This window comes from Enhygromyxa salina (assembly GCF_000737335.2).
GTDB lineage: Bacteria > Myxococcota_A > Polyangia > Nannocystales > Nannocystaceae > Plesiocystis > Plesiocystis salina_C.
In genome coordinates this window covers 67385-73785 of record NZ_JMCC02000033.1, presented here as the reverse complement: position 1 = coordinate 73785, position 6401 = coordinate 67385, and the positions used below count along the sequence as shown (strand labels likewise).

Annotated in this window: 6 protein-coding genes and 1 pseudogene; 3 read left to right on the top strand and 4 right to left on the bottom strand. The window is 67.1% G+C overall.

Annotation, left to right across the window (positions count from 1 at the left end):
- Positions 1-921: pseudogene (locus DB30_RS14650) on the bottom strand (hypothetical protein); the annotation flags it as partial.
- A 190-nt stretch (positions 922-1111) separates the two neighbouring features.
- Between DB30_RS14650 and DB30_RS14645 the strand changes: the two are divergent.
- Positions 1112-1375, top strand: a complete 264-nt coding sequence (locus DB30_RS14645) for a hypothetical protein (RefSeq protein ID WP_052549235.1) — start codon at positions 1112-1114, stop codon at positions 1373-1375.
- Positions 1376-2017: 642 nt separating this feature from the next.
- Here the strand turns inward: DB30_RS14645 and DB30_RS14640 are convergent.
- From DB30_RS14640 to DB30_RS14630, 3 genes are read right to left on the bottom strand one after another with little or no spacing between them, the layout of a single operon-like run.
- On the bottom strand, positions 2018-2869 hold the full coding sequence (locus tag DB30_RS14640; RefSeq protein ID WP_052549234.1) for a phosphatidate cytidylyltransferase: 852 nt from the start codon (positions 2867-2869) through the stop codon (positions 2018-2020).
- Positions 2866-3738, bottom strand: a complete 873-nt coding sequence (locus tag DB30_RS14635) for a PspA/IM30 family protein (protein ID WP_052549232.1) — start codon at positions 3736-3738, stop codon at positions 2866-2868. The genes DB30_RS14640 and DB30_RS14635 overlap by 4 nt, the downstream gene beginning before the upstream one ends.
- A complete protein-coding gene (locus DB30_RS14630) occupies positions 3739-4152 on the bottom strand; it encodes a type III secretion system chaperone family protein (protein WP_052549231.1) in 414 nt (137 codons plus the stop codon).
- A gap of 343 nt (positions 4153-4495) precedes the next feature.
- Between DB30_RS14630 and uppS the strand changes: the two genes are divergently transcribed.
- Together uppS and DB30_RS14620 are read left to right on the top strand one after the other, a co-directional pair.
- Positions 4496-5413: a polyprenyl diphosphate synthase gene (gene uppS / locus DB30_RS14625; RefSeq protein WP_146658919.1), complete on the top strand. Its 918-nt coding sequence runs from the start codon at positions 4496-4498 to the stop codon at positions 5411-5413.
- 50 nt (positions 5414-5463) lie between these two features.
- Entirely contained in the window at positions 5464-6393 is a 930-nt protein-coding gene (locus DB30_RS14620) for a hypothetical protein (RefSeq protein ID WP_052549229.1), read from the top strand.
- The last annotated feature ends 8 nt before the right edge of the window (positions 6394-6401 follow it).

The following is a 6401-nucleotide window of genomic DNA, read 5'->3' as shown; positions in this document are numbered from 1 at the left end:
GGACGCCGCCGCGGGCTCGGACGCCGCCGCGGGCTCGGACTCGTCAGCCGGCGCGTCGACACTGGAATCGCTGGCGGCGGGCTCGGCCTGGGCGTCGGCGGGCACGTCAGCGATGGTTGTGATCTCGGACTCGGGCCGCTCGCTCGCGGGTGTGGTGGCGGGGCTGTCGGCCTTCTCAGACTTCGCGGACGCGGCCGCGTGGGCGGCTTCTTCCTCGGCTTCTTCAGCCTCGATCTTGGCCTGCAGCCGCCGGACCCACGCGCGGTGACGCAGCTGGGCTTGGCGAGGCCACAGCCAGGTGTTGCGACACTCGGGGATCTTGCACGCGAGCTGCGTGTCCTCGGTGGTCTTCTCTTCTTCGAAGCAGGCCTCGCACAGCCGGTGCGGCGGCTTGAGCTTCTCTTGGCGCTCGCGCTGATACAGCTGCGCGCCACGGCTCCACAACCATGTGTTGGTGCAGTAGTTGTTGCGGCAAGGCATCGCGCGGTCTTCGATGCCCTCGAGCTGGGCGAGGTGCTCGGCGCACATTCGCTTGGGCTCCGGCTTGCCGAGCGAGCGGATCTGCTGGGTGCCGAACCACGTCCAGGTCTTGGTGCAGCCGGAGATCCGGCACGGCATCTCGCGGTCGGCCACGCCCGCGAACAAGCCTGCGGTCAGCGGTGCTTCGCTACGTTGATCCCGAAAGCCGCCGTCGCGGCCACGACCGCCCCCGCGACCACCACCCCCGTCACGCCGAGAGCCCCTGGAGTCCCGTCGGTCACCACGCTTGTCGCCGCCGCCACGATTGCCACCACCGGAGCGATCCCCGTCGGTCTTCTTTCCGTGCCGGCCGCCACGGCGCCGCTCGCGTTCAGGGCCGTTGCCCCCGCGAGCCGCGTCCTCGACCTCCGCTTTCGGATCCTTGGTCGGGGTGTCGGCCATCCGCCGAGTATCTGTCCCAGGCGCGCCGCCGTCCAGTGCCTGGGCTGCCCGTTCCTCGTGCGCTGCAACTCGACAGACCAGTGTCTGTGGGCCCGAGCGCGACCCGGGTGACACCACGCGTGAGCGGCCGATCCGAGCACCCCGGCCGAAGTGGCCTATACTCGCAGCCGCTACCCCGTCTGGAGACCAAATGTCGATCGGAGCACTCGTCCTTCTCTCTACCGCCGTTGGCGGAGGGACCTACGCCTACGCAAAGGCCAAGAACGCCAGCAACGGCCAAGCCGTGACCGCGGGCGTCGCAACCGGCGCAGGAACCGCGGTGACCGCTGTGCTGGTCTCTGCCTTGCTGCCCTTCTTGGTCATCGCCGCGATCGTCGGGGTTCCAGCCGCTGGCGCGTACCTGTACCTCAACAAAGACAAGCGCAAGGCCCTAGGCCCCGGCTCGGACTACTAGTTATTACCCCCACATAGGCCTTCGCACTGCGCCGACTGCAGCCGCTTCGCGTCTGGTCGCTTCGCTCCTCGGGGGCGTTTGTTCGCATCCGCATGTGTGGCCCCCTGGTAGGGGGCTCGGGTGGCTTCGGCGGACGGGTACGGGTGTTCGCCGACCGCTGACGCTGACGCGTTGGTCGCTTCGCTCCTCGGGGACGTTTGTTCGCATCCGCATGTGTGGCCCCCTGGTAGGGGGCTCGGGTGGCTTCGGCGGACGGGTACGGGTGTTCGCCGACCGCTGACGCTGACGCGTTGGTCGCTTCGCTCCTCGGGGACGTTTGTTCGCATCCGCATGTGTGGCCCCCTGGTAGGGGGCTCGGGTGGCTTCGGCGGACGGGTACGGGTGTTCGCCGACCGCTGACGCTGACGCGTTGGTCGCTTCGCTCCTCGGGGACGTTTGTTCGCATCCGCATGTGTGGCCCCCTGGTAGGGGGCTCGGGTGGCTTCGGCGGTCGGGTACGGGTGCTTCGGCGGTCGGGCACGGCGGTCGGGTACGGGTGCTTCGCCGACCGGGGGTACGGGTGGCTTCGCCGACCGCTGACGCTGACGACGCGGTTGGTCGCTTCGCTCCTCGGGGCTGGCTGTTCGCCTCCTCAGAAGAGGGCTACAGCATGAGCTTGGCGTAGTAGTAGACGAGCGGGGCGACGAACAGGAGGCCGTCGACTCGGTCGAGCATGCCGCCGTGGCCGGGCAGGATGTTGCCGCTGTCCTTGACCTTGAACGTTCGCTTGATCATCGACTCGACGAGGTCGCCGCTCTGGCCGAGCGCGCTGCCGGCCAGGCCGAGCACCACGGCGTGGAGGATGGGGATCTGCGGCGCGAGCCAAAAGCTGCCCATGCCGACCATCGCGGCGACGCCACCAAGTAGGCCACCGAACGCGCCTTCTACCGTCTTCTTGGGGCTGACGGCCTCGTAGAGCTTGTGCTTGCCGAACGCGCGGCCTGCAAAATAAGCCCCGGTGTCCGACAAGAACGCGAGCGCGAGGGCGAGGAACAGCCACTCCGGGCCAAGCTCTTTTTTGAGCAGCGGCCACACGCAGCCGAGCATGGGGACGTAGACCAACCCAGCCAGCGCATAAGAGAAGTGGCGGCCGGCGTCCGGCAGCTGGCGCTTGCGCATGAGCACGGCGGTCGCGGTCAGCACGGCGGCCGCGAACATGGTCGGCGCCATGGCTGTGTGGGTGCCCAGCAAGGTGTTGCCAATGACCACGCCGGCGCCCGCGACCCCGAAGGTCGCGCGCAGCCCGAGCGCGCGATCCTCCGCGTTGACACCAACGGCCATGCGCAGAAATTCATCGGCGGCGAAGAACACCGCGAGCGTCGAGGCCGCGAGGATCGACCACGAGGTGGCCTCGACGAACATCGACACCACCAGCAGTGGGATCAGCACCGCAGCAGTGAGCAGGCGCTGGGCGAAGTTGCTGAGCCCACCCTTGCTGGTGCTGGTGTCGCTCACGGGGTCGAGCTGAGCTTTCGCTTGAGCTCTTCGAGCTGCGCGTCGACTTCGGCGGCCCGGAGATCGTCGGCCTCTGGCGAGGACTCGTCACCCTCGTCGTCGGCGCTGACGTCGGCCTGCTCGTCCGCATCCGCGTCGGGGCCGACGTCAGAACTGCCCGAACGGATCGCTTTTTGGGCGCCACCGCCACCGCCCGCGCTCAGGGCCATCTTCTGCTTGAGGGCCTCGAGCTCGGTGTCGACGCTGGACCCGGCGGCGAGCGCCTTGAACTGCGACTCGAGTGAGGTCTCGGGCAGCGCGCCGAGCTCCGCGGTGGCCTCGGCCTCGGCCTCGAGCTGGGTCACGCGCTCGTCCATGCGGGCGAAGGTCGAGTCGTGCGAGTCGCTGCTGTTGAGCTGCGACAGGGTCTTGTTGATCGTCGCCTGGGCCTGGGCCCGCTTTTGCCGCGAGACCAGGATGTTGCGCTTGCGCTTGGCCTCTTCGATCTTTTGATCGAGGCCGCGCAGGGCTTCCTTGAGCTGCTCGACCGACTGCTTTTGCGCCTCCCACTGGTCTTTGAGGGTGGCGGCGAGCTCGTCGTGCTCGGTCTTGCGGGCGAGGGCGGCCCGCGCCAAGTCGTCGTTGCCAGCCCGGACCGCGAGCATGGCCTTCTTCTCCCAGTCGGCAGCCTTGGCCTCTTCCTGCTCGTACTGCTTCTTGATCCGCTTCTCGTCGGCGATCGCTACCGCGACCTGCTTCTTGGCTTCGACGAGCTGGCCCTTCATGTCGACGAGGACCTGGTTGAGCATCTTCTCCGGGTCCTCTGCCCGGTTGATCAGCTCGTTGATGTTGGAGCGGATCAGCGTCCCGAGTCGTCCAAACAGTCCCATTTAAGCCTCCGTGGTCCCACGGGTGTCGAGCTTCCAGTCCGACAGTTTATCGAGGTGTTCATCGAGCGTCATCGTCAGGTCGTCGATGATCGCCTGGAATTCGTTGGCGTCGAGGTTCTCGGTCTGGAGCGCGCCGGACAGCAGCAGGCGTGAGTTCTCGATCGCGTAGGCGTTGTGCATGAAGTCTGCGTTGAGCTCGAGCAAGGTGCGGTAGAGCTGCTCGCGGTTGGTGATGGTCTCGTCGAGCGTGCACAGCGGCAGCGAGAACAACACGATCGGATCCTCGACCTTCACGACCACGCGGCTGCGGTGGCGGTTGTCGAGGTGCAGGACCCACGTTGTGGGGTCTAGCTGATCGAACACGGCCCCGCTGCGAAACAGCATGGACTCTACAATCTCGGAGCTCGTGCTCATCGCCTCGCTCCTTGCGCGCGGTCCATCTTGTGCGGAGGCATCGGGTGGGTGGAGGGCGAGGGCAGGCGCTCGACAGCGCGCGCCAGGAAGCCGGAGACGAGTCTATGCCGCGGCGTGAGCACCGGCAAGGCGCGGATTTACGGCGCTGGCGTTCGCCTGACCACGGACGGGGCGGCTCCAAAACCTGGCCTGTGCCGGCAGCAGTCGAGATCTTGGGTTTATGGGCTTTTTTGTGCAGGCGAGCGGCCGCCCAGGACTGGCCTGCAGTGTATCTTTTTGCGAACAAAGGGCACAGGACACGCGTGGACGGGGGTTTACGGCCATGGTATCCCGCTTCCCTGCGATGTTGGACGCTTCAAAGTCCCGGACCGGAGTCTCGATCGAGCGTCTGCCACGGCACGTTGGGATCATCATGGACGGCAACGGGCGCTGGGCCCGAGAGCGCGGCTTGCGGCGTGAACAGGGGCACAGCAAGGGCGCCGACTCGGTCCGCGAGGTGGTCCGAGCCAGCCGCCGGCTGGGCCTGACCGCGCTCACCTTGTTTGCGTTCTCCAGCCAGAACTGGGACCGGCCGCCGCGCGAGGTGTTTCACCTGATGCAGCTGCTGCGGCGCTACCTGATCGACGAGCGCGCCGAGATCCTCGACAACGACATCCGGCTGGTCACCGTTGGCGACATCTCGCGGCTGCCGGGTCTGGTCATGCGCCCGCTCGCCGACCTGGTTCAAGCCTCGTCGCAAAACCGCGGCATGACGCTGTGCCTGGCGCTGAGCTACGGCGGCCGCGAGATGATCGCCTCGGCCGCCAAAGAGCTGGCCCGCGCGGTCGCCCGCGGCGAGGTCGACCCCGACGACATCGACCCCGACTTGTTTGGTCGCTACCTGCCCTCGAGCACCCTGCTCCCACCTCTGGATCTGTTGATCCGCACGAGCGGCGAGCGGCGCGTGTCAAACTTCTTCTTGTGGGAGGTCGCCTACGCCGAGCTGTTCTTCTCGCCAGTGATGTGGCCCGACTTCGGCGAGGACGAGCTGTGGAGGGCCCTGCGTGAGTACGGCCACCGAGAGCGCCGCTTCGGCCTGACCTCCGAGCAGCTCGACGCCGGCAACGGCGTGATTCGGGCCAATCGGACCGGTCCAAGCATGGGCGGCATGGCCGGCATGTCCGGCATGTCGAACAAGGTCGGGGCCCCGAACTCGCGCGGGTCAACTCACCTCGAGTCGCTCGAAGCCGTGCTTGGCGACCCCATGCCCGAGACCGGCTAGGCCAGCGCTAGACTCCCAGTTGGGGGGATTGAGAAATGCAGAGAGCTTCCGTGAGCATCATTCTTGGCCTGCTGTTGAGCGGCTTGTTGGGCGCGGCCTGCATGCCCGAGCCGTCCGCTCCGCCCCCGCCGCTCACGGATACTGCCGGCTCGGCGACCACGCTGCCGCCGGATCCAACCTCTGGATCGGAGCCCGAGCTAGAGCCCGCACAAGTCGTCGCAGAGGTCGAGGCCGAACCCAAGCCACCGCCTCCACCGCCTCCACCGCCCTTCGTCGACCGCGAGCGGGTTCGAGTCGATGAGCTGTTGGCCGCGATCACTGAAGAGGTCCCGGGCGTCGCCAACTCTCCCGAAGTGCGCGCCGACTACCAGGCGTTCCTCACCGCGTTTGAGATCGAGCACCTCGATGACCCCGAGATCTACCTGGACTACGTGCGGGTCAAGATCGCGTTCGAGGCCACGCGCGCCGGGGGTTGGTGGGGCCTGAAGTGGGACATCACCAACGAGCAGCCAAACTCCGACAAGGTCTGGGCGCACTGGAAAGATCTCGAGCTCGGGACTGGCGAAGGTGCGACGATCCCCGAGACCACCGCGGTCGCGGAGTGTGACGAGCTCTCGGCCCTGTTTGCGTTTGTCGCCAAGCGCATCGGGCTATCGCGCCGATCCGAGGTTGGGTTGCTGTGGCCAACCGGCAACCACACCGTGGCGGTGTGGACGATCGACCGCAAGGGCGACGCGCCAACCCGGATCATCGTGCCGACCTCGCAGATCTTCTTGAACGGGGATCAGAGCCTCGGCACCCAAGGCTTCGACGCGTGGAAGCAAAAGAGCATCTTCGACTACCGTCGGCAGGACGCGGCCGGGAAGCTGCAGATACCGGCCGCGCTGGCCAACCACTTCGTGATGACGATCCGCGAGTATGGCGGGCGCTCGCAGGCGGTTCTGCAAGACCAGCGCAACGACAAGGAAGATCGGCAGTAGCTGCCGGG

Bases quoted from the DNA above. Each gene is read 5' to 3' on its own strand.
- DB30_RS14645 (WP_052549235.1), top strand. From the start codon at position 1,112: ATGTCGATCGGAGCACTCGTCCTTCTCTCTACCGCCGTTGGCGGAGGG.
- DB30_RS14635 (WP_052549232.1), bottom strand. From the start codon at position 3,738: ATGGGACTGTTTGGACGACTCGGGACGCTGATCCGCTCCAACATCAAC.
- DB30_RS14630 (WP_052549231.1), bottom strand. From the start codon at position 4,152: ATGAGCACGAGCTCCGAGATTGTAGAGTCCATGCTGTTTCGCAGCGGG.
- uppS (WP_146658919.1), top strand. From the start codon at position 4,496: ATGTTGGACGCTTCAAAGTCCCGGACCGGAGTCTCGATCGAGCGTCTG.